The organism is Microbacterium sp. AC145 (genome assembly GCF_979258505.1).
On the sequence record NZ_OZ409859.1, the window covers coordinates 1,018,775 to 1,038,356 of the forward strand.

20 protein-coding genes and 2 tRNA genes are annotated in these 19,582 nt (G+C 66.3%); 18 read left to right on the forward strand and 4 right to left on the reverse strand.

Going from position 1 to position 19,582, the window contains the following annotated elements; translation table 11 throughout:
- Nucleotides 1-186: 186 nt before the first annotated feature.
- The 6 genes from ACZZZN_RS04940 (at nucleotide 187) to ACZZZN_RS04965 (ending at nucleotide 4,631) form a co-directional block, all read left to right on the forward strand.
- A complete protein-coding gene (locus ACZZZN_RS04940) occupies nucleotides 187-813 on the forward strand; it encodes a superoxide dismutase (protein WP_042540783.1) in 627 nt (208 codons plus the stop codon).
- A gap of 115 nt (nucleotides 814-928) precedes the next feature.
- Nucleotides 929-1,939 carry a type I glyceraldehyde-3-phosphate dehydrogenase gene (gene gap / locus ACZZZN_RS04945; protein ID WP_201470075.1) on the forward strand — a complete coding sequence of 337 codons (1,011 nt, stop codon included), beginning with the start codon at nucleotides 929-931 and terminating at the stop codon, nucleotides 1,937-1,939.
- A 10-nt stretch (nucleotides 1,940-1,949) separates the two neighbouring features.
- Nucleotides 1,950-3,164: a phosphoglycerate kinase gene (locus tag ACZZZN_RS04950; protein ID WP_463504091.1), complete on the forward strand. Its 1,215-nt coding sequence runs from the start codon at nucleotides 1,950-1,952 to the stop codon at nucleotides 3,162-3,164.
- The gene (gene tpiA / locus ACZZZN_RS04955) at nucleotides 3,155-3,946 is read left to right on the forward strand and encodes a triose-phosphate isomerase (RefSeq protein WP_463504092.1); all 792 of its coding nucleotides are present in this window, start codon (nucleotides 3,155-3,157) and stop codon (nucleotides 3,944-3,946) included. The genes ACZZZN_RS04950 and tpiA overlap by 10 nt, the downstream gene beginning before the upstream one ends.
- Nucleotides 3,947-4,029: 83 nt before the next feature.
- A complete protein-coding gene (secG, locus tag ACZZZN_RS04960) occupies nucleotides 4,030-4,278 on the forward strand; it encodes a preprotein translocase subunit SecG (protein ID WP_053096652.1) in 249 nt (82 codons plus the stop codon).
- Nucleotides 4,278-4,631: an RNA polymerase-binding protein RbpA gene (locus ACZZZN_RS04965; protein WP_046012631.1), complete on the forward strand. Its 354-nt coding sequence runs from the start codon at nucleotides 4,278-4,280 to the stop codon at nucleotides 4,629-4,631. The genes secG and ACZZZN_RS04965 overlap by 1 nt, the downstream gene beginning before the upstream one ends.
- Nucleotides 4,632-4,703: 72 nt before the next feature.
- Here the strand turns inward: ACZZZN_RS04965 and ACZZZN_RS04970 are convergent, their stop codons facing one another.
- On the reverse strand, nucleotides 4,704-5,909 hold the full coding sequence (locus ACZZZN_RS04970) for a hypothetical protein (protein WP_463504093.1): 1,206 nt from the start codon (nucleotides 5,907-5,909) through the stop codon (nucleotides 4,704-4,706).
- 117 nt (nucleotides 5,910-6,026) lie between these two features.
- Between ACZZZN_RS04970 and ACZZZN_RS04975 the strand changes: the two genes are divergently transcribed.
- The gene (locus tag ACZZZN_RS04975) at nucleotides 6,027-6,662 is read left to right on the forward strand and encodes a hypothetical protein (RefSeq protein WP_463504094.1); all 636 of its coding nucleotides are present in this window, start codon (nucleotides 6,027-6,029) and stop codon (nucleotides 6,660-6,662) included.
- A gap of 102 nt (nucleotides 6,663-6,764) precedes the next feature.
- Here ACZZZN_RS04975 and ACZZZN_RS04980 read toward each other — a convergent pair.
- Nucleotides 6,765-6,838, reverse strand: a tRNA-Gly gene (locus tag ACZZZN_RS04980).
- A gap of 111 nt (nucleotides 6,839-6,949) precedes the next feature.
- On the opposite strand from ACZZZN_RS04980, the gene ACZZZN_RS04985 reads away from it, so the two are divergent.
- The 11 genes from ACZZZN_RS04985 to clpX all read left to right on the forward strand — a co-directional run bounded on the left by ACZZZN_RS04985 (nucleotide 6,950) and on the right by clpX (nucleotide 16,796).
- Nucleotides 6,950-7,023, forward strand: a tRNA-Pro gene (locus ACZZZN_RS04985).
- Between the two features lie 62 nt (nucleotides 7,024-7,085).
- Nucleotides 7,086-8,606: a trigger factor gene (gene tig, locus ACZZZN_RS04990; protein WP_463504095.1), complete on the forward strand. Its 1,521-nt coding sequence runs from the start codon at nucleotides 7,086-7,088 to the stop codon at nucleotides 8,604-8,606.
- Between the two features lie 70 nt (nucleotides 8,607-8,676).
- Nucleotides 8,677-9,186 carry a tetratricopeptide repeat protein gene (locus ACZZZN_RS04995; RefSeq protein ID WP_463504096.1) on the forward strand — a complete coding sequence of 170 codons (510 nt, stop codon included), beginning with the start codon at nucleotides 8,677-8,679 and terminating at the stop codon, nucleotides 9,184-9,186.
- A gap of 81 nt (nucleotides 9,187-9,267) precedes the next feature.
- Nucleotides 9,268-9,864 (forward strand): ATP-dependent Clp protease proteolytic subunit, encoded by a 597-nt coding sequence (locus ACZZZN_RS05000; RefSeq protein ID WP_053096644.1) that lies wholly within the window; start codon nucleotides 9,268-9,270, stop codon nucleotides 9,862-9,864.
- A 20-nt stretch (nucleotides 9,865-9,884) separates the two neighbouring features.
- Nucleotides 9,885-10,526: an ATP-dependent Clp protease proteolytic subunit gene (locus ACZZZN_RS05005; protein WP_215172909.1), complete on the forward strand. Its 642-nt coding sequence runs from the start codon at nucleotides 9,885-9,887 to the stop codon at nucleotides 10,524-10,526.
- A 149-nt stretch (nucleotides 10,527-10,675) separates the two neighbouring features.
- Nucleotides 10,676-11,611, forward strand: a complete 936-nt coding sequence (locus ACZZZN_RS05010; RefSeq protein WP_463504097.1) for a sugar-binding transcriptional regulator — start codon at nucleotides 10,676-10,678, stop codon at nucleotides 11,609-11,611.
- A complete protein-coding gene (deoC, locus tag ACZZZN_RS05015) occupies nucleotides 11,608-12,609 on the forward strand; it encodes a deoxyribose-phosphate aldolase (protein ID WP_463504098.1) in 1,002 nt (333 codons plus the stop codon). The genes ACZZZN_RS05010 and deoC overlap by 4 nt, the downstream gene beginning before the upstream one ends.
- 11 nt (nucleotides 12,610-12,620) lie before the next feature.
- Nucleotides 12,621-14,063: an aldehyde dehydrogenase family protein gene (locus ACZZZN_RS05020; protein WP_463504099.1), complete on the forward strand. Its 1,443-nt coding sequence runs from the start codon at nucleotides 12,621-12,623 to the stop codon at nucleotides 14,061-14,063.
- Nucleotides 14,060-14,929 (forward strand): aldehyde dehydrogenase family protein, encoded by an 870-nt coding sequence (locus ACZZZN_RS05025; RefSeq protein WP_463504100.1) that lies wholly within the window; start codon nucleotides 14,060-14,062, stop codon nucleotides 14,927-14,929. Before ACZZZN_RS05020 ends, ACZZZN_RS05025 begins: the two co-directional genes overlap by 4 nt.
- Before the next feature lie 119 nt (nucleotides 14,930-15,048).
- Nucleotides 15,049-15,438, forward strand: coding sequence for a VOC family protein (locus ACZZZN_RS05030; protein WP_463504101.1), 390 nt, complete (start codon nucleotides 15,049-15,051; stop codon nucleotides 15,436-15,438).
- Nucleotides 15,439-15,527: 89 nt separating this feature from the next.
- Nucleotides 15,528-16,796 carry an ATP-dependent Clp protease ATP-binding subunit ClpX gene (gene clpX, locus ACZZZN_RS05035; RefSeq protein WP_434330666.1) on the forward strand — a complete coding sequence of 423 codons (1,269 nt, stop codon included), beginning with the start codon at nucleotides 15,528-15,530 and terminating at the stop codon, nucleotides 16,794-16,796.
- Between the two features lie 45 nt (nucleotides 16,797-16,841).
- Here the strand turns inward: clpX and ACZZZN_RS05040 are convergent, their stop codons facing one another.
- Nucleotides 16,842-17,468 carry a class I SAM-dependent methyltransferase gene (locus ACZZZN_RS05040; RefSeq protein WP_463504102.1) on the reverse strand — a complete coding sequence of 209 codons (627 nt, stop codon included), beginning with the start codon at nucleotides 17,466-17,468 and terminating at the stop codon, nucleotides 16,842-16,844.
- Nucleotides 17,461-19,512: a M3 family metallopeptidase gene (locus ACZZZN_RS05045; protein ID WP_463504103.1), complete on the reverse strand. Its 2,052-nt coding sequence runs from the start codon at nucleotides 19,510-19,512 to the stop codon at nucleotides 17,461-17,463. The genes ACZZZN_RS05040 and ACZZZN_RS05045 overlap by 8 nt, the downstream gene beginning before the upstream one ends.
- Nucleotides 19,513-19,582: the final 70 nt, after the last annotated feature.

The window sequence follows — 19,582 nt, forward strand, 5'->3', positions numbered from 1 at the left end:
GAGATCCACGGACACCAGCGAGGCGATCCCTGTCAAGGGGTCGCCTCGCTTCGTCATATCGGGGAAGGATCAGGGTCGACGACGCGTTGTCGTCACTAGGATGAGTTACGTCCGCTCTACGTCGCACATCGGCGGCGCAGAGGATCGGCAAGCGCCGCGGCGCGGCGCGGATTGGATGAAAGCGACATGGCGACCTACACGCTCCCCGACCTTCCCTACGACTTCGCAGCCCTCGAGCCGCACATCAGCGGCAAGATCATGGAGCTGCACCATGACAAGCACCACGCGACCTATGTCGCCGGCGCCAACACGGCGCTCGAGCAGCTCGCCGAGGCCCGTGACAGCGGAAACCTCGCCAACGTGAACAAGCTCGAGAAGGACCTCGCGTTCAACCTCGGTGGCCACGTCAACCACTCGATCTTCTGGACCAACCTCTCGCCGACCGGCGGTGGCCAGCCCGAGGGTGAGCTGAAGGCTGCCATCGACGAGTTCTTCGGCTCGTTCGAGAAGTTCCAGGCGCACTTCACGGCCAACGCCCTCGGCATCCAGGGCTCCGGCTGGTCGGTGCTCAGCTGGGACTCGATCGGTCAGCGTCTGATCATCCAGCAGCTGTTCGACCAGCAGTCGAACACGGCGCAGGGCACCGTCCCGCTGTTCCAGCTCGACATGTGGGAGCACGCCTTCTACCTCGACTACCTGAACGTCAAGGCCGACTACGTCAAGGCCGCCTGGAACATCGCGAACTGGGAGAACGTCGCGCAGCGCTTCGAGGTCGCCCGCGAGAAGACGAACGGCCTGCTGGTACTGTCGTAATCGGGTCGCGTCCCGACGGGCCAAGTCTCGTCGGGACGCCATCTCAGCCAAAAACCCCCGCGCACCGCGTACGCACTATTGCGGCGCACAGCGCACGAGAAACAGGGAGACCTGAGTGTCTGTCAAGATCGGTATCAACGGCTTCGGCCGTATCGGACGCAACTACTTCCGCGCGGCTCTCGCGCAGGGAGCTGACATCGAGATCGTCGCTGTCAACGACCTCACCGACAACAAGACCCTTGCCCACCTTCTGAAGTACGACTCCGTGGGCGGCGTCCTCGATGCTGACATCAGCTACGACGATGAGAGCATCACGGTCAACGGCAAGGCGATCAAGGCGTTCGCGGAGCGCGACCCCGCCGGTCTCCCGTGGGGCGAGCTGGGCGTCGACATCGTCATCGAGTCGACCGGCTTCTTCACCAAGGCGGAGCTCGCCAAGAAGCACATCGAGGCCGGCGCCAAGAAGGTCCTCATCTCGGCACCGGGCACCGGCGTCGACGGCACGTTCGTCATGGGCGTGAACGAGGACACGTACAACCCGGAGACGGACCACATCATCTCCAACGCCTCCTGCACGACCAACTGCCTCGCACCGCTGGCACAGGTCTTCAACGACGCGTTCGGCATCGACCGCGGCTTCATGATGACCGCTCACGCCTACACCGCAGACCAGAACCTGCAGGACGGCCCGCACAGTGACCTGCGTCGCGCTCGCGCCGCAGCGATCAACATCACCCCGGCGTCGACCGGCGCTGCCAAGGCGATCGGCGAGGTCCTCCCCGAGCTCCAGGGCAAGCTGAGCGGCTCGTCGTACCGTGTGCCGGTTCCCACCGGTTCCATCGTCGACCTGACGCTGATCACCGACCGCGAGAACCTGACGGTCGACGAGGTCAACGAGGCGTACAAGAAGGCCGCTGCCGACGGACGCCTCGCCGGCTTCCTGCAGTACAACGAAGACCAGATCGTCTCGAGCGACATCGTGCACAACCCTCACTCGTCGATCTTCGACGCCACGCTGACCAACGTCAGCGGCAACCTGGTCAAGGTCTCCAGCTGGTACGACAACGAGTGGGGCTACTCCAACCGTCTCGTCGACCTGACCGAGTACGTGGCAGAGCGTCTCTGAGACACCTCCCATGACTCTGCGCACCCTGGATTCACTGGGTTCGCTCGAGGGCAAGCGCGTCATCGTCCGTTGTGATCTCAACGTCCCCCTGCGGGATGGGATCATCACGGACGATGGCCGTGTCCGCGCCTCGTTGCCTACCCTCAATGCACTGATCAACGCGGGCGCCCGCGTCGTCGTGTGCTCGCACCTCGGCCGCCCCGACGGTGCGCCCGACCCGCAGTACAGCCTCGCGCCGGTCGCTCAGCGACTGTCCGAGCTGCTCGGCAAGCCGGTCGCGTTCGCGCGCGACACCGTCGGCGAGTCGGCTCAGGAGGCCGTGGCCTCGCTCGAGGACGGCGGCATCGTCGTCATCGAGAACCTGAGGTTCAACCCGGGGGAGACCTCGAAGGACGACGCCGAGCGCGGCGCCTTCGCGGCTGAGCTCGCAGAACTGGGCGATGTCCTGGTCTCCGACGGCTTCGGTGTCGTACACCGCAAGCAGGCGAGCGTCTACGATCTCGCCGAGCTGCTGCCTTCCGCGGCCGGTCTGCTGATCGCGGCAGAGCTCGACGTGCTCGACCGTCTCACCGAGAACCCCGAGCGCCCGTACGCGGTCGTGCTCGGCGGGTCGAAGGTCAGCGACAAGCTCGGCGTCATCTCGCACCTGCTTCCGCGCGTGGATCGCATCCTCGTCGGCGGCGGCATGCTGTTCACCTTCCTGAAGGCTCAGGGCCACGCCGTGGCATCCAGCCTCCTCGAAGAGGATCAGCTCGAGACGGTGCGCGGCTACATCGCCGAGGCCGAGAAGCGCGGCGTGGAGCTCGTGCTCCCGACCGACGTGGTGGTCGCCTCGTCGTTCTCTGCCGACGCCGATCACGAGGTCACCGCCGCCGACGCGATCGAGAGCACCGCTTTCGGTTCCGCTGGAATCGGGCTGGACATCGGCCCGGAGACGGCCGCACGCTTCGCCGAGGTCATCCGTGGGTCCAAGACCGTGTTCTGGAACGGCCCGATGGGCGTGTTCGAGTTCCCGGCTTTCGCGAACGGCACCAAGGTCGTCGCGCAGGCGCTCACCGAGGTCGACGGCCTCAGCGTGGTGGGCGGTGGCGACTCCGCCGCTGCCGTGCGTCAGCTCGGATTCGACGATGACCGCTTCGGTCACATCTCGACCGGTGGCGGCGCCAGCCTCGAGTTCCTCGAGGGCAAGAAACTACCCGGCCTGGAGGTGCTCGGATGGGCATGAACACCCGTACCCCGCTGATCGCGGGAAACTGGAAGATGAATCTCGACCACCTGCAGGCGGTCGCGTTCGTGCAGAAGCTGCACTGGACTCTCAAGGACGCCAAGCACGAGGACGGCTCGGTCGAGGTCGCGGTGTTCCCGCCCTTCACCGACATCCGCAGCGTGCAGACGCTGATCGATGCGGACAAGATCCCGTTCGCGCTCGGCGCGCAGGACCTCTCGACTCACGACTCCGGTGCGTACACCGGCGAGGTGTCCGGTGCGTTCCTCGCCAAGCTCGACGCGAAGTACGTCATCATCGGCCACTCCGAGCGGCGTGAGTACCACTCCGAGTCGGACGAGGTCGTGGCGGCCAAGACGAAGGCCGCCCTCAAGCATGGCCTGACTCCGGTCATCTGCGTGGGCGAGACATCGGAAGACCTTGAGAAGTTCGGCGCCAGCGCCGTTCCCACAGGCCAGCTCGAGGTTGCCCTGCAGGGGCTCTCGAAGGATGCCGACATCGTCGTGGCGTACGAGCCGGTCTGGGCGATCGGCTCGGGACAGGCCGCCACGCCTCAGCAGGCGCAGGAGGTCTGCGCCGTGCTGCGCACGGTGGTCGCCAAGGTTCTCGGTGACGATGCTGCGGCGCGCACCCGGATCCTCTACGGCGGATCGGTCAAGGCGGCGAACATCGCCAGCTTCATGCGTGAGCCCGATGTCGATGGCGCACTCGTCGGAGGCGCGAGCCTCGTGGTCGATGAGTTCGCGGCGATCATCCGCTTCGAGAAGCACGTCGGCGTATGAGTGTGCGGCGGGGCTCCGGCCCCGCCGCACCGTATACTTGACCGTTACCGGGGTAATCCTGCCCCAGCGAAAGGCTCTTCCTCGTGGAAATTCTCGAGTTCGTCCTGCAGGTCGTGCTGGGCATCACCAGCGTCCTGCTGACCCTCCTCATCCTGCTCCACAAGGGTCGCGGTGGCGGCCTGTCCGACATGTTCGGTGGAGGCATGACGTCGGCTGTCGGCTCGTCGGGTCTCGCTGAGCGCAATCTCAACCGCTTCACTGTGATCCTCGCTCTCGCGTGGTTCGTGTCGATCGTCGCGCTCGGTCTCATTACGAAGTTCGAGGTGATCTGATGGCTACCGGCGGTAACGCGATCCGAGGGACCCGTGTCGGTTCCGGGCCCATGGGCGAGCAGGACCACGGCTATCACGCCGACCGCATCGCGGTCTCGTACTGGGACGGCCTCGGCAACGAGACGGTCCGCTACTTCGCCGCCGGCCTGCCGGAGGATGAGATCCCCGAGACCATCGATCACCCGCAGTCCGGGCTCCCGGCCGGCCGCGACAAGGAGAACCCTCCCGCGCTGGCGAAGGCTGAGCCTTACAAGACTCACCTCGCCTACGTGAAGGAGCGTCGCACCGACGAAGAAGCGGTCCAGCTTCTCGAAGATGCGCTCACCCAGCTGCGCGAGCGCCGGGGCCAGTGACCTCAATCTGAACTCTCGAAGGGGCCGTCGCGATCTGATCGCGACGGCCCCTTTCGTGTGGGTGGTCTGCGCTCATCGGCATCCGTACGCGGCATCGATATAGGACTGCGGCGGGTACCCGTAGGCCCAGACGCCGTTGGCGTCATTGGTGAACCCCATGCTGATCGCCCACGCGGTCGCCCACTTCTCGATACTGTCCTGGGTCGATGAGTCGTACATGTCCTCGCACTTCACGCTGATCGCGTGGCCGACCTCATGGGCGATCAGCGCCTGACTGCGTTCCGCCGGCCACTGCTCGGCGACGGAGTTCGACAGCTCGATCACCGCACGATCGGGGTCGTCCCACCACCAACGGGTGAGACCGCCCATGCTGCCGTTGTAGCCGGCGTTGTTCACGACCGGGTACCAGTCGAACTCGAGCAGGACGCCGGGGGCCAGCGACCGGGCGAACGCCTCGATCTCGAGACGAGCACCCTGCAGCGGACCGGCCTTCTCGGCGAGTTCGATCTGTTCGGTCGCCACGACCTGACCCGCGGCGTCCTGGAGAGCGGTCAGCGCACTGACGGTCGAGTCGTCGAGCAGAGTGGTGGTCGATGCTGCCGCAGCCGCATCTCGCAGGGCGATCACGGCGTCGTTCTTGGCGGACAGGTGAGCCGCCTCGAAAGCCGGAGCCGCATCCGCGGCGGAGGCGAGGAGTGCGACTCCCGCGTCTGTCACGCTCGCGCCGGCGGCCGTCACCGACGGGATCGCATCACCGAGGGCGGCGGTGAGGTCCTCCAGACCGCGTGTGTGCTCGCTGAGGGAGCCGGATGCGCCGTAGAGCTCCCAGAACATCCCGGGCTTGGTTCCCGCGATGGGCAGGCTCCCCTCGAGAAGGACCACTGCGGGAGCCGCAGCATCATCGGAAGCCGACGCCGCAGCCGACAGTGCCTCCTTGACAGCGGGGGCGGCCAGCACGCCGGTGTCGATCTGCACGAGCAGATCCGCGCTGCTGACCGTGGATTCGAGCGCGTCGAGCTCCTGTCGGACGGCGCCTCCCGCGTTGGAAGTCTCTGCGAGGGCGGCATCGAACGCCGCTCGTGCGTCGTCGTAGCCGAGATTCGCCGTGAGCTGGAGCGTTCCGAGGGTTGCCGCGACGACCAGCACGGCGACGGTTCCCAGAACCAACGGCGCGCGTGGCCTCCTGGTGCTCGTCTCGCCCCTCGGTGCACTCGAGAAGAGCTGGGGGAGACCGTGGCCCCCGACATCGAGGCGGGCCACGTCGACAGGTGCGGTCATGAGATGGGTCCTCCCTGCGGAACCTGCGTACGTGGAATACTGCGCGGCCGTGCACTGGACGTTACGCTGTGACCACCATAATCACCGGTCGACCTGTTCATGCGAGGAGAAGGATCGTTGAGTGCCCCCGCATCGAATCACCCCGGCTGGAGCCTGAGCATCCTGCTGATGCTCGGGCTCGTGGTCACAGGCTGTGCGACGACGCCAGCCGCCCGCGTCCCGGACATCGCACCGGAGGTCGTATCGACGGGCGCCTCTGCCGCAGTCGTCGATGCCGAACCGATCCACACCACCGATGAACTCCTCCCTGTCTCCGAGATCGGCTTCATCGGCGTCGTCGAATCGTTCGCGCAGGGGGTGATGGCTATCGACGGGCAGTCGTTCGACTTCCGGCCCGTCGTCGTGCGAGTGACTTCAGTCGACGTCTTCCATGGCACCGCGCCGTCGGGGGAGGAGCGCACTGTGTACCTCGCGCTTCCGGGCACCGCGACGCCCGACGACTATGCCCGAAGCATCCCGGCAGGAACGCGACTCATCGTCTACGCGAACAGCCTGCCGATCGGTTCCGAGGTCACTGTGAAGAGCGGCGCGCCCGACGGCGCGCCCGTGTTCAACATCGTCCACCCGGCCGGGTTCGCGCTCGAGACCGCGCTGGAGGGCCGTGCAGCCGCTACTTTTCCGCTCGCCGGTGCCACCGTCGCCGAGATGACGCTCGAGCAGCTTCTGCCCGGGAACGAGGCTCCGAAGCTGTAACTGACGTACGAGGCGTTGTACGCCACCCCTGCGCCGTGAGGCGCGGGCCCGGTCCCTGAACACAAAAAGAAAGGCCCCCGCGTCGCGGGGGCCTTTCTCGAGTGGAGGGGCTGACGAGAATCGAACTCGCATCATCTGTTTGGAAGACAGAGGCTTTACCACTAAGCTACAGCCCCGTTGTCGGCGGTGATCCGTGAGGAACTGTGCCGACTCATCGATCATAGCGGACTGTCGGACCTGCTCATGTCCGTTAGACTCGGTGGGGCTGAATCTGCGTGCAGATTCCCCGGGGCGTAGCTCAGTTTGGTAGAGCGCCCGCTTTGGGAGCGGGAGGTCGCAGGTTCAACTCCTGTCGCCCCGACACGGCTCGAACGGCCTGACAGCCGCGATTCAGCGCGGAAACCACAAGGAGAACACACCAGCATGGCGAACAGCACCGTCGAGAAGCTCACCCCGACCCGGGTCAAGCTCAGCATCACGGTCACCCCCGACGACCTCAAGCCCAGCATCTCGCACGCCTATGAGCACATCGCTCAGGACGTCCAGATCCCCGGCTTCCGCAAGGGCAAGGTCCCGGCCCCGATCATCGATCAGCGAATCGGCCGCGGTGCGGTCATCGAGCACGCGGTCAATGAAGGCCTCGACAAGTTCTTCCGCGAGGCGACTGCCGAGCACAAGCTGCGCATCGTCGGCCGTCCGGCCGCGGACATCACCCAGTGGCCGAACGAGAAGGACTTCTCGGGAGATCTGCTCGTCGACATCGAGGTGGACGTCCGCCCCGAGATCGAGATCCCCGCGTACGACGGCATCACCCTGACGGTCGACGCCGTCGAGGCCGACGAGGCTGCTCTCGATGAGGAGATCGAGAAGCTCCGCGCGCGCTTCGGCACGCTCGTCCCCGTCGATCGCCCGGCTGCCAAGGGTGACTTCGTCGAGCTCGACCTCGTCGCCACGATCGACGGCGCCGAGATCGACCGCGCCGAGGGCGTCTCGTATGAGGTCGGCTCGGGCGAGCTGCTCGAGGGCATCGACGATGCGATCGAGTCGCTGACCGCCGGTGAGGACACCACGTTCCGCTCGGCTCTCGTGGGCGGCGACCACGCCGGTTCCGAGGCCGAGGTCTCGGTGAGCGTCAAGGCGGTCAAGGAGCGCGAGCTTCCCGAGGCCGACGACGACTTCGCACAGATCGCCAGCGAGTTCGACACGATCGCAGAGCTCCGCGAGAGCCTCGCCGAGCGCGTCGCACAGCAGGGCGTCTTCACGCAGGGGTCCGCCGCGCGCGACAAGCTCGTCGAGACGCTTCTCGAGCAGATCGAGATCCCGGTCCCGCCGCAGCTCATCGAAGACGAGGTGCACAACCACCTCGAGGGTGAGAACCGCCTCGAGGACGACGTGCACCGCGCCGAGGTCACGGAGGCCAGCGAGAAGCAGTTCCGCACGCAGGTGCTGCTCGACACGATCGCCGAGCAGGCTGACGTGCAGGTCTCGCAGGAGGAGCTCTCTCAGTACCTCATCCAGTCCGCGTCGCAGTACGGCATGGCACCCCAGGAGTTCGTGGAGGCGCTGCAGTCCTCGAACCAGCTTCCCGCGCTCGTCGGTGAGGTCGCCCGTAACAAGGCTCTCGCCATCGCGCTCGGCAAGGTCAAGGTCGTCGACACCAACGGCAAGGCCGTCGATCTGTCGGACTTCGTCGTGACCGATGACGAGACCGAGACAGAGGCTCCCGCTGAGGAGAAGCCCGCCAAGAAGGCTCCCGCCAAGAAGGCCGCTGCGAAGAAGGCCGACGACGCTGAGGCGGCTGAGAAGCCCGCCGCGAAGAAGCCTGCTGCGAAGAAGGCTCCTGCGAAGAAGGCCGACGACGCTGAGGCGGCTGAGAAGCCTGCCGCGAAGAAGCCCGCTGCCAAGAAGGCTCCGGCCAAGAAGGCGGCCGACAAGGCTGAGTGATCGAACACGATCTCGATGAGAGGGGCGGATGCTGCGGCATCCGTCCCTTTCTCGTGAAAGGAGTGAGCAGATGACCGAGGAGACCATGAAGACCTGGGATGAGCGCATCGACGAGGTGTGGGACGACGCGACCGGTGAAGAGGTCGGGGACGACACGATCGCGAGGATCGACGCTCTCGCCGCCGAGCGCGGCACCGACGATGCGCGTGCGGAGTTCGAGCGAGCCGGAGCCCGGGACTCTGCAGGTCGACCGGCGGAGGCGGTGGAGCTGTACAGACGCGCTCTCGCATTGGGCCTCGACGACGAGCATCGTCCCCAGTGCGTCATCCAGTTGGCGAGCTCGCTGCGCAATCTCGAAGAGTACGACGACGCCCTCGCCGTGATCCGCGCGGAGGAGGAGCTGTCGGGCGGCGGTCCCTACCGGGACGCGATAGCGACTGTGCACGCGCTGATCCTGGCGAGCGCGGGGCGTCCGGCGCAGGGCCTCTCGGTCGCGTTGCTCGCGCTCGTTCCGCACCTGCCCAGGTACCACCGCTCGATGACCGCCTACGCCCACGAGATCGCGGAACTCGACGGCTGATATGCCGACGGCGAACACGGCCTGACCGCTGCGTTGTCGCCGGTAGATTCGAATCACTGAAACACGGAATCAGGAGCTGACATGGCTGCAGAACCCCTCCTCGCTACGAGCGTCTTCGACCGACTGTTGAAGGACCGCATCATCTGGCTGGGATCGGAGGTGCGCGACGACAATGCGAACGAGATCTGCGCGAAGATCCTCCTTCTCGCCGCAGAGGACTCCGAGAAGGACATCTACCTCTACATCAACTCGCCCGGTGGATCGATCACCGCGGGCATGGCGATCTACGACACGATGCAGTTCGTCCCGAACGACATCGTCACCGTCGGTATCGGTATGGCCGCGTCGATGGGCCAGCTGCTGCTGACCGCCGGCACCAAGGGCAAGCGCTACATCACCCCCAACGCCCGCGTGCTGCTGCACCAGCCGCACGGTGGCTTCGGCGGCACGTCGAGCGACATCCAGACGCAGGCGCAGCTGATCACTTCGATGAAGAACCGCCTCGCCGAGATCACCGCGGCGCAGACCGGCAAGTCTGTCGAGCAGATCAACGAAGACGGCGACCGCGACCGTTGGTTCACCGCCGACGAGGCGCTCGAGTACGGCTTCGTCGACCACATCCGCGATTCGGCCACCGACGTCATCGGCGGCGGCGGAACCGACCAGGACATCAAGTAACGGAAAGCGAAAGGACTCCCATGTACGCACCCACCTTCCGCTCTGCCGGCGATCTGCCCTCCAGCCGCTACGTGCTTCCTCAGTTCGAGGAGCGCACGGCTTACGGCTTCAAGCGCCAGGACCCCTACAACAAGCTCTTCGAAGACCGCGTGATCTTCCTCGGCGTGCAGGTCGACGACGCGTCGGCCGACGACGTGATGGCGCAGCTGCTCGTTCTCGAGAGCCAGGACTCCGAGCGCGACATCACGATGTACATCAACTCGCCCGGTGGCTCGTTCACCGCGATGACGGCGATCTACGACACGATGCAGTACGTCGCGCCGCAGATCCAGACCGTGGTGCTCGGGCAGGCCGCCTCGGCCGCTTCCGTTCTGCTCGCAGGCGGGCACCCCGGCAAGCGCCTCGCCCTGCCCAACGCCCGCGTGCTCATGCACCAGCCGGCGATGGGGGAGGCCGGACACGGCCAGGCATCCGACATCGAGATCCAGGCGGCGGAGATCCTCCGCATGCGCACCTGGCTCGAGGAGACGATGGCCCGCCACACCGGCAAGCCTGTCGAGCAGGTCAACCGCGACATCGATCGCGACAAGATCCTGTCCGCCGCTGAGGCGCTGGACTACGGCATCGTCGATCAGGTGCTCACCTCACGCAAGCGCATGTGATCAACCGGATCTGAGAGGACGTCGGCCTTCGGGTCGGCGTCCTTTCGTCGTTTCCGGCAGATGTGCGGATCACCTCGTATGCTTGCTCATATGAGCACGTGGATGCGCGAAAGCCGTTGCGAGCGTACTCTGGAAGCGAGGAGGATGCTGTGGATGACGAGCTGACGATGGTCCGCGTCGCCGAGTTGTATTACGACGAGGAGAAGACGCAGGACGAGATCGGAGCACTCCTCGGGCTCTCCCGCTGGAAGGTCGGGCGTCTGCTGATCCAGGCGCGCGAACGCGGCATCGTCCGGATCGAGATCATCCATCCCCGTGCTCGTCGTCTGGGCCTCGAGCGTGAACTCGTCGATCGCCACGGGCTCGCGGCCGCTGTGGTCGTGCCTGCGCCCGAAGGCGACGACGGAACGCTCGAGCGCGTCGCTCAGGCGGCCGCCGACTACCTCACGGCGATGCGGCCCGTCCCGCGCACGCTCGGCGTCAGCTGGGGCCGCACGCTGCGCGCGGTGGCCGAGGCGCTGCCGGACGGGTGGGCGACAGGTGTCACGGTCGTGCAGCTCAACGGGGGTGTGAGCCTCAATCGGCGATCCGGCGGAGCAGCCGGACTAGCCGTCACGATCGCGCAGCGCGCCTCGGGGCAGGTATCGCTGCTCCCGAGCCCCGCGATCCTCGAGCGTGTCGAGACCAAACAGGCCATCGAAGCCGACCGCACCGTCGCGGCCGTGCTCGAAGAGGCCGCTGACGCGCAGGCGTTCCTGTTCACAGCAGGACCGTGCGATGCCAGCTCGGCCCATGTCGAGAACGGCTACCTCTCGGCATCCGATGTGGACGAACTCGCCCGACGCGGCGCTGTGGGCGACGTGCTCGGACGCTACATCGATGCAGACGGGAACATCGTCGATCCGCAGCTCGACGCGCGGACCGTCGGGGTCGACCTCGGACGCCTGCGCGGAGCGAGCCGAGCGGTCTTCGTCACTGCCGGTGACGCCAAGCATGACATCGCGCGTACAGTCGTGATCAACGGCCTGTGCAGCGTTTTGGTGACAGATGAGAACACAGCACGAGCATTGTTGGAGGAACGATGACGACCCAAGAACTCAGCCGCAGATCGGCGGTGGACGTACTCGGCGGTGAGCCGGACGACGCCACGCTCCGCCGGTTCCTGCATGGCCTCCCCGGCGTCGATGCCACAGGTCTGGAGCAGCGCGCTGCCGGCCTCGGCACGCGTTCGATCAAGACCACGTCGAAGGCCTGGGCGCTCGACACGATCATCAAGCTGATCGACCTCACCACCCTCGAGGGTTCGGACACACCGGGCAAGGTGCGCTCGCTCGTCGCGAAGGCCAAGAACCCGGATGCCGCCGACCCGTCGACCCCCAAGGTCGCCGCCGTCTGTGTCTATGGCGACATGGTCGGCGACGCGGTCGCGGCCCTCGGTGACCTTCACGGAGATCCGGACGACGGACTGATCTCGGTCGCCGCCGTCGCGACGGCGTTCCCGAGCGGGCGATCGTCGCTCGCCATCAAGCTGGCCGACACGGCCGAGGCGGTCGCTGCGGGCGCCGACGAGATCGACATGGTCATCGACCGTGGAGCATTCCTCTCCGGCCGCTACGGACTCGTCTACGACCAGATCGCCCAGGTGAAGGAGGCGTGCCGCCGTGCGGACGGCTCCTACGCTTCGCTCAAGGTCATCCTCGAGACCGGTGAGCTCAACACCTACGACAACATCAAGCGGGCGTCATGGCTCGGCATCCTCGCCGGCGGCGACTTCATCAAGACGTCAACCGGCAAGGTGCAGCCTGCGGCCACTCTGCCGACGACGCTGCTGATGCTCGAGACGGTGCGTGACTGGCATCGCGGCACGGGGGAGCGCATCGGCGTGAAGCCCGCGGGTGGCATCCGTGCCTCCAAGGACGCGGTCAAATACCTCGTCACGGTGGCCGAGACGGTGGGCGAGGAATGGCTCCAGCCGCACCTGTTCCGCTTCGGCGCCTCGAGCCTGTTGAACGACGTGCTGCTGCAGCGTCAGAAGCTCACCTCCGGCCACTACTCCGGCCCCGACTACGTCACGATCGACTAGGAACCCCGCACATGTCATTCCTGGAATACGCTCCGGCACCGGAGTCGAAAGCCGTACTGAACCTCAAGGACAGCTACGGCCTGTTCATCGACGGTGAGTTCGTCGACGGATCTGGCTCGAGCTTCACCACCATCTCGCCCGCCGACGAGACCCGCATCGCGGAGATCGCCTCGGCGAACGATCACGACATCGACCGCGCCGTCTCTGCCGCACGACGCGCCTACGACAAGACCTGGTCGAAGATGAGCGGTCGCGATCGGGGCAAGTACCTGTTCCGCATCGCCCGCCTCGTGCAGGAGCGTGCTCGCGAGCTCGCGGTCGCCGAGAGCCTCGACAACGGGAAGCCGATCAAGGAGAGCCGCGACGTCGACGTGCCGCTGGTGGCTTCGTGGTTCTTCTACTACGCGGGGTGGGCCGACAAGCTCGACTACGCAGGACTCGGCGCCAACCCGCGTGCACTCGGTGTCGCCGGGCAGATCATCCCGTGGAACTTCCCGCTGCTGATGCTCGCGTGGAAGCTCGCTCCGGCTCTCGCCGCCGGCAACACCGTCGTACTCAAGCCCGCAGAGACGACTCCGCTCACGGCGTTGATCTTCGCGGAGATCCTGCAGCAGGCCGACCTTCCCGCAGGTGTCGTGAACATCGTGACCGGCGCCGGTGACACCGGTGCCACTCTCGTACGCCACCCGGATGTCGACAAGGTGGCCTTCACCGGCTCGACCGGGGTGGGACGCGACATCGCCCGTGCCGTCGCCGGAACGGACAAGAAGCTCACTCTCGAGCTCGGAGGCAAGGCTGCGAACATCGTCTTCGACGACGCGCCCATCGAACAGGCCATCGAGGGCATCGTGAACGGCATCTTCTTCAACCAGGGCCACGTGTGCTGTGCGGGAAGCCGCCTGCTCGTGCAGGAGTCGATCCATGACGAGGTCATCGACCGTCTGAAGAACCGCCTCTCGACCCTGCGTCTCGGCGACCCGCTCGACAAGAACACCGACATCGGCGCGATCAACTCGGCGGCCCAGCTCGCCCGCATCCGGGAGCTCAGCGACATCGGCGAGGCCGAGGGCGCGGAGCGCTGGACCGCGGACTGCGCGATCCCCGACAAGGGATTCTGGTTCGCTCCGACGATCTTCACCGGAGTCGAAGCATCGCACCGCATCGCCCGCGACGAGGTGTTCGGACCGGTTCTCTCGGTGCTGACCTTCCGCACGCCCGCCGAGGCGATCGCGAAGGCGAACAACACGCCGTACGGTCTGTCCGCAGGCATCTGGTCGGACAAGGGCTCCCGCATCCTGGCAGTCGCCGACCGGCTCCGCGCCGGTGTGATCTGGGCGAACACGTTCAACCGTTTCGACCCGTCGAGCCCGTTCGGCGGTTACAAGGAGTCCGGATACGGCCGTGAGGGTGGCCGACAGGGACTCACCGCATACCTGAAGGGGGCGTCCGCATGAGCAAGCGACCCGGTGCCAATGACCGACTCAGTGTTCCGAAGACATACAAGCTGGCCATCGGCGGTGCCTTCCCGCGCAGCGAGTCGGGTCGTACCTACGAGGTGCTCTCGGCGAAGGGCGCGTTCCTCGCGAACGCCGCGCAGGGATCTCGCAAGGATGCCCGGGATGCCGTCGTCGCCGCGCGTTCTGCCGTGAAGGGGTGGTCGGGCGCGACGGCCTACAACCGCGGACAGGTGCTCTACCGTGTCGCCGAAGTGCTCGAGGGGCGCCGCGCGCAGTTCATCGACGAGATCATCGCCCAGGAGGGAGCCTCGGCATCCGCCGCAGCCGCTCAGGTCGACGAAGCCATCGATCTCTGGGTCTGGTACGCGGGCTGGTGCGACAAGTATGCGCAGATCGCAGGCAACGCCAACCCGGTGTCCGGGCCGTACTTCAACATCTCGGTGCCCGAGCCGACGGGGGTCGTCGCGATCGTCGCGCCGCAGGACTCCGCGCTGCTCGGTCTCGTCTCGGTCGTCGCGCCGGCTCTCGTCGCAGGCAACACGGTCGTGGTGATCGCGAGCGAGCGGCATCCGCTCTCCGCCATCAGCCTCGCCGAGGTGCTCGCGACGAGTGATGTGCCCGGGGGCGTCGTCAACGTGCTCACCGGGTCGCCCGCCGAGATGGCGCCCTGGCTCGCCTCGCACCAGGACGTCAATGCGCTCGACCTCGCCGGTGCCGGTGATCTCGAGTGGATCGACATGCAGATCGCGGCGGCAGAGACGCTCAAGCGTGTGCTGGCTCCCGGCGAGGTGCTCGCATCGCCCGAGCGCATCGGCGCTTTCACCGAGGTCAAGACCGTCTGGCACACCAAGAGCATGGTCTAGCGTCGGCCTTTTTCTGAGAGCCCCGCAGCGTCAGTTGCGGGGCTCTCAGCGTGTCGCGGGCGACTCCCTCGAGCAGCGACGTCATGTCGCGGAAACCTGTGTGGGCTACGTTTCGACCCATGATCCGCCTGCAGAACGTCACATACCTCGTCCGCGAACACGACGAAGCACTGGCCTTCTTCGTCGACGCGCTCGGCTTCGTCGTTCGTCAGGACGAGACCTTCGAGGGCGGCTGGCGTCGGGTGGTCGTGGGTCCGGAGGCAGGGGGGACCGGTTTCGTGCTGGCGCTCTGCGCCGACCACGGGATGCTCGGGCGCCAAGCCGGGGGAGAGGTCGCGTTCTTTCTCGAGACCGATGACTTCGAGCAGCAGTACGCGCGCATGCGCGCCCACGGCATCCGATTCCGGGAGGAGCCACGGCACGAGGCGTACGGCACCGTCGCGATCTTCGAGGATCCCTACGGAGCGCCATGGGATCTCATTCAGCCGCCGCACACGTCGATCGGATAGTTCCACCACGACCCGCGCCAATGCGTCCCGGTGTCGGATGCAGAGGTTAGGCTCAGTAGACGATCTCAGGATCCCCTAGGAGGACGTGCATGGCCCGTATCGGTGAAAGCGCTGACCTGTTCAAGTGCTCGTTCTGTGGAAAGAGCCAGAAGCAGGTGCAGCAGCTCATCGCTGGCCCCGGTGTGTACATCTGCGACGAGTGCGTCGAGCTGTGCAACGAGATCATCGAGGAGCGGATGGCGGAGTCCTCCGCTGAAGGCACGGCAGATTTCGAACTGCCGAAGCCTCGCGAGATCTTCTCCTTCCTCGAGGAGTACGTCGTCGGTCAGGAGCCCGCGAAGAAGGCTCTCTCCGTCGCGGTCTACAACCACTACAAGCGCATCCGTGCGCACGGGACCCTGCAGACGGCCGAGCAGAAGGCCGAGAGCATCGAGATCGCCAAGAGCAACATCCTGTTGATCGGTCCGACCGGGTGCGGCAAGACGTACCTGGCGCAGACTCTCGCGAAGCGCCTGAACGTCCCGTTCGCTGTCGCCGACGCCACCGCGCTCACCGAGGCCGGCTACGTCGGTGAAGACGTCGAGAACATCCTGCTCAAGCTGATCCAGGCGGCCGATTACGACGTCAAGCGTGCTGAGCAGGGCATCATCTACATCGACGAGGTCGACAAGATCGCCCGCAAGGCCGAGAATCCCTCCATCACGCGAGATGTCTCCGGCGAGGGCGTGCAGCAGGCGCTGCTCAAGATCATCGAGGGAACGGTCGCATCGGTGCCGCCGCAGGGCGGACGCAAGCATCCGCACCAGGAATTCCTGCAGATCGACACGTCGAACGTGCTGTTCATCGTCGCCGGTGCGTTCGCCGGCCTCGAGGACATCGTGTCGGCGCGTGTCGGCAAGCACGGCATCGGTTTCGGCGCCCCGCTGCACGACAAGGGCAAGGACCTCGACCTGTTCAGTGAGGTTCTCCCGGAAGACCTGCACAAGTTCGGGTTGATCCCCGAGTTCATCGGCCGCCTTCCGGTGGTCACGAATGTCTCGCCGCTCGACCAGGACGCTCTCATCGACATCCTCACCGGTCCTCGCAACGCGCTCGTCAAGCAGTACCAGCGCATGTTCGAGCTCGACGGTGTGCAGCTCGAGTTCGAGGAAGAGGCACTGCGGTCGATCGCCGACCTCGCGGTCGAGCGCAAGACCGGTGCGCGCGGACTCCGAGCGATCCTCGAAGACGTGCTCGGGCCGATCATGTTCGAGATCCCCTCCGCCGAAGACGTCGCCAAGGTCATCGTGACCCGCGCGGCCGTCGACGAGGGTGCGCCGCCCACGATCGTGATGGAGCGCAAGCGCAAGAGCGCGTGACCACCGAGCTGTCTGCCTCGCCCATAACTGACGGGCGCGCGCGGCTCAGGCGTCGCCGAGGGCGCTGAAGTCAGCGATCAGCACGGAATCAGTGCCGTCAGTCCACTCCGAGTGAGCCTCGAGTTCGAAGCCGAACGGCCGGAACGTCGCGGCGAGCGCCTCGACAGTGGCATAGGGGGCGTGGTCCCGAGGATACGGGTGCGAGGGAGTCTGGCCGGTCGCCGCCGTCAGATGCGCCGATGCGAAGGTGGCTGTGACGAGACGGCCGCCGGTGCGCAGCACGCGCGACCACTCGCTGAGGGCGGCAGGAACATCCGGGATGATGTGCAGTGCTGTGACGCACGTCATCACGTCTGCGGAGGCGTCCGCGAACGGCAGGCGGGATGCGTCGGCCTCGACCCACTCTGCGCTCGGCAACTCTCGTTTCGCCACGCGCAGCATCTGCGGCGAGATGTCAGTCCCTACGAGGTGGATGCCGGATGCACGCCCGGATCGGTGCAGAGCGCGAAGCACGAGACCTGTTCCGGTCGCTATGTCCAGAACGGTTCGGGCGCCGACGAGGGAGAGGCTGTCTGCGACGGCTGTTGCGAGCGACTGATGCATCACACTGTCGTCGTAGCGCTCGGCCCGCTGGTCGAAGGACTGTCTGATCTCATCGAGCCGATCAGGCATCGAGGCCCCGGCGTCTCAGCAGCGGTGCGATCTCCGCGTCGCGCCCGCGGAAGTCGCGGTAGGCGTCGAGCGGGTCCTTCGAACCACCCACGCCGAGGAGGCGTGCTCGGAAGCGATCGCCGTTCTCGCGCGTGAGTCCGCCGTTCTCGCGGAACCAGTCGACAGTGTCGGCGTCGAGGACCTCGCTCCAGATGTACGAGTAGTACCCGGCGCTGTAGCCGCCTGAGAACACGTGCGCGAAGTACGTCGACGAGTACCGCGTCGGCACCAGCGGGTCATCGAGGCCGATGTCGGCGAGTGCCGCAGCCTCGAACGCGGCGACATCACCGACGTCGGCATCACGACCCACTCGGTGCCAGGCCTGATCGAGCCAGGCCGCGGCGAGGTACTCGCTGGTGTCATGGCCCTGATTGAAGGTCTCGGTCGCGCGCAGTCGCTCGACGATCGCCGGGTCGAGGGGCTCGTCGGTCTCGTGGTGACGCGCGTAGTTGTCGAGCACCTCGGGCCAGAGGATCCACATCTCGTTGACCTGGCTCGGGAACTCGACGAAGTCGCGGAAGACGTTGGTGCCGGCGAAGTGCGGATACGTCACGACGGCGAAGAGGCCGTGCAATGCATGCCCGAACTCGTGGAAGAGGGTGGTGACCTCGTCGAGGGCCAGGAGGGTCGGCTCTCCCTCGCCGGGGAGAGCGACGTTGAGGTTGTTGACCACGACAGGCAACGTGCCGCGAAGTCGCGACTGGCTCACGATCGGGTTCATCCAGGCGCCGCCGCGCTTCGAATCGCGCGTGTACAGGTCGAGCACGTACAGCCCGAGTTCGGAGCCGTCGGCATTGCGCACTTCGAACACCCGCGCGCCCGGGTGGTAGGCCACCAGATCGTGCCGCTCGCTGAAGGTGACGCCGTAGAGCCGGGTGGCGGCGAAGAAGACGCCGTCCTGCAGCACCCGCTCGGCCTCGAACCACGGGCGGAGTGCACTCGTGTCGATGTCATAGCGCGCGGTGCGCACCTTCTCGGTGTAGAACGCCCAATCGTGCGCCTCGACGGGGAACGGCGCGCTCTCGGTCTCGTCGATGATGGCCTGCAGAGCTTCCCGCTCCGCACGGGCGTTGCGTGCGGCCGGGGCGGCGAGCTCGCGCAGCATCCGCTCGACCGCCTCGGGAGTCCCCGCCGTCTCATCGGCCGTGACGTAGGCAGCGTGCGATGCGTAGCCGAGCAGCTCCGCGCGCTCAGCCCGGAGACGCACGATCTCTCGCAGCACCGGGCGGTTGTCGTTCGAGTTGTCACGCGTCGAGCGGGCGCGCGACGCGTCCATGATCCTTCGCCGCGCCTCGCGGTCCCGCAACTGCGCGAGATAGGGGTGACCCGTGAACAGGGGCAGCGAGATCAGGAACCCGCCGTCGAGTCCGCGGTCCGCGGCGGAGCGGGAGGCGGCGGAGAGCTCTCCGGTACTGAGCCCCGCGAGCTCCTCCGCGGAGTCGAACACGACTGCGAGGTCGTTGGTGTCATTCAGGAGATTGCGCTCGAACGTGTTGTTGAGTGTCGAGAGCTGCTGATTGAGCAGCGTGAGGCGATCCTTCGCCTGATCGTCGAGGGCGGCACCCGCGTGGGACATCTCTCGGTGGTGCCGCTCGACCAGATATCTCTGCTCGGCATCGAGGTCGAGCCGGACGAGCTGATCATGCACTTGCTGCACACGCCAGAACAGCGCCCCGTCGAGGGTGATGGCGTCGTGGTGAGCGGCCATCAGCGGCGCGAGCTCCTCGTCGATCGCCTGGATCTCCGGTGTGGCATCGGCGGAGCTCACCGTGTAGAACGCGTGGGCGACCCTGTCGAGCCGTTCTCCCGACCGCTCGATCGCCTCGATCGTGTTCTCGAAGGTCGGCATGGAGCGCACCATCGTGATGCTGGCGATCTCGCGGAGATGCTCGTCGAATGCGGCCTGGAACGCGGGCAGATAGTGTTCCGGTCTGATCGCGCTGTAGTCGGGAAGCCCGTAGGGCAGATCTGACGGCAGGAGCAACGGATTCGAGGCGTCGGTCATGGGTCGAGCCTAACCATCCGTCGCGCTCGGAGAACGAGACCCTCCGCTGCCGACGGCAACGGAGGGTCTC